General features: G+C 70.8%; 2 protein-coding genes. Both read left to right on the top strand.

From position 1 onward, the window contains the following. The first annotated feature begins 175 nt into the window (after positions 1 to 175). The gene (ddaH, locus tag ACFSL4_RS21000; RefSeq protein ID WP_381085000.1) at positions 176 to 952 is read left to right on the top strand and encodes a dimethylargininase; all 777 of its coding nucleotides are present in this window, start codon (positions 176 to 178) and stop codon (positions 950 to 952) included. A 239-nt stretch (positions 953 to 1,191) separates the two neighbouring features. Beyond that, the gene (locus ACFSL4_RS20995; RefSeq protein WP_381084998.1) at positions 1,192 to 2,166 is read left to right on the top strand and encodes an acyl-ACP desaturase; all 975 of its coding nucleotides are present in this window, start codon (positions 1,192 to 1,194) and stop codon (positions 2,164 to 2,166) included. The last annotated feature ends 578 nt before the right edge of the window (positions 2,167 to 2,744 follow it).

Genomic DNA, 2,744 nt, shown 5'->3' with positions numbered 1-2,744 from the left:
GCCGACGGATCGTCCACCGGGGCCACCCGGACGAGCGGGCGGTCCCGGCGCGCGGGGCGCCGTGGGCGAGCCGCGCCCGGCCCCGCCCGGGAAGGAGCCCGGCCCCAGGGCTTTGTCCCCGCGCATCGGCCCTGCATGATGGCGGGCGACAGCATCAGCCGAGACGGAGTCCCACGTGCCCAGCAAGAAGGCTCTCATCCGCCGACCGAGTCCACGCCTCGCCGAGGGGCTGGTGACGCACATCGAACGCGAGAAGGTCGACGTCGATCTCGCGCTCGAACAGTGGGGGGCGTACGCGGAGGCCCTGCGTACACACGGCTGGGAGACGATCGAGGTGGATCCGGCCGACGACTGCCCCGACTCGGTGTTCGTCGAGGACACCGTGGTGATGTACAAGAACGTCGCCCTGATCGCGCGGCCCGGCGCGGAGTCACGGCGCGAGGAGACCGCGGGCGTCGAGGAGGCCGTGGCCCGGCTCGGCTGCTCGGTCAACTGGATCTGGGAGCCGGGCACGCTCGACGGCGGCGACGTGCTGAAGATAGACGACACGATCTACGTGGGCCGCAGCGGGCGCACCAACACGGCCGCCGTCCAGCAGCTGCGCGCGGTCTTCGAACCGCTGGGCGCCCGGGTGGTGTCCCTGCCCGTCACCAAGGTGCTGCACCTGAAGTCGGCGGTCACCGCCCTGCCCGACGGCACGGTCATCGGCCATGTGCCGCTGGTGGACAAGCCCGCGCTGTTCCCGCGCTTCCTGACGGTGCCGGAGGAGTCCGGCTCGCACGTGGTGCTGCTGGGCGGCGGCAAGCTGCTCATGGCTGCCAGCGCGCCGAAGACGGCGGACCTGCTCGCCGACCTCGGGCATGAGCCGGTCCTGGTGGACATCGGCGAGTTCGAGAAGCTGGAGGGCTGTGTGACGTGCCTCTCGGTGCGTCTGCGGGAGTTGTACGCCTGACCCGCTGAACCGGTTGCCCTCCGGCCCGGAACCCCGGGGTTTCCGGGGCCGTCGGCCCGCCCGGCGACCTGGCGCGGCCCGTGCCCCCGTTCCTGGAAGGCACCCGCTGATCAGCGTCCTTTACAGCGCACTTAACCTACGGCTTCGTAACCTACGGTTTCGTAGCCTACGATCCCGTAGGTTTCCGGCACCGCTCGCCGGTCACCCGCTCTTGCCTCGCCGTCTCCCTGGAGTACCCCGTGACGATCACCTCTCCCTCTCTCGGCAGCCCCTCCGTCTGGACCGACACGCGGCTGCTGTGCGCGCTGGAAGAAGTGGTCGAGAAGGAGCTGGACCGGCATCTGAAGGTCGCCAAGGACTGGATGCCGCACGAGTACGTCCCCTGGGGCGACGGCCGCAACTTCCCCGGCTTCTTCGAGGACGGGGAGGTCTGGGAGAAGGGCCAGTCCAAGGTCACCGAGATCGGCCGGACGGCACTGGTGGTGAACCTGCTGACGGAGGACAACCTCCCCAGCTACCACCACGAGATCGCCACGCTCTTCGGCCGTGACGGCGCGTGGGGCACATGGGTGCACCGCTGGACCGCCGAGGAGGGCCGGCACGGCATCGTGATGCGCGACTACCTGCTCGCCTCGCGCGCGGTCGACCCCGACAAGCTGGAGCAGTTCCGCATGGCCCACATGAGCGAGGGCTTCGAGTCGGACAACCGGCACTCGATGCTGCACTCCGTGGCGTACGTCTCGTTCCAGGAACTGGCCACCCGTATTTCGCACCGCAACACCGGGCACCAGTCCGGCGATCCGGTCTGCGACCGGATGCTGGCGCGCATCGCGACCGACGAGAACCTGCACATGGTGTTCTACCGGAACCTGCTGAAGGCGGCGTTCGAGATCGCGCCCGACGTGACCATGCAGGCCGTCCGGGACGTCGTGGTGAACTTCCGCATGCCCGGCCACGGGATCCCCGGCTTCGAGCGCGCCGCCGCGCAAATGGCGATCGGGGAGGTCTACAACCTGCGGATCCACCACGACGAGGTGCTCCAGCCGGTGCTCCGTTTCCTGAAGATCATGGACATCGACGGCCTCGGCCCCGACGGCCGCCGGGCTCAGGAGGAACTGGGCCTGTTCCTGGGCGGGCTGGACGCGGAGGCCGCGAAGTTCGACGAGAAGCTGGCGGCGCGCAAGGCCCGGATGGCGACACGGATCGACGCGTAGGGATCTGGAGGGCGCCGTCGTCGCACCGTCGGCGTTCCCCGGTGTCGGTGCCGGACCCCCGGGGCCGGTACGGCGGCTCGCCGGCACCGCAGACGACCGGGGCACCGCAGGCGCGGTCGCGCCGGGCCGGGTGGCGTTCCCGGACGCCGCCCGACGGCAGCGGGACGCCGCGTCCGCCGCTGGTGCCGGGGCTCGCGCTCCGGCACTCCGGGAAGCCGCTAGGGGGTGTTTCGAAAGTCCCGCACAGCACCCACGGCGCCCGGCACGCTCCCCCAGGCTGCTTCGAGCAGGGGGCACCCCCACTCACCGCACCGGCCGAAACCCCGAGTACGTCTGGTACGAGGGCTTTCGTCCGGCACGCCGAGAGCACGCACCGGACACCGCGGGCACCGCACAGGACTTCCGAAACACCCCCTAGGCGGCCTCGTAGTGGTGCGCGTCCGCGCCACGCCATTTCACCCACGCCGGATCGTCGAGCAGGTCCTCGGCGTCGGGCAGTCCCGCCCTGCCGAGGAACTCGATCACGTCCTCGTCGGAGAACGCCACTCCCAGGCTCTCCCCGCGCGCGGTGACCCGGC

Source organism: Streptomyces caeni, from assembly GCF_042678285.1.
GTDB classification, from domain to species: Bacteria; Actinomycetota; Actinomycetes; order Streptomycetales; family Streptomycetaceae; genus Streptomyces; species Streptomyces caeni.
The sequence above is the reverse complement of the archived record's forward strand: the minus strand, read 5'-3'. Positions and strand labels throughout refer to the sequence as shown.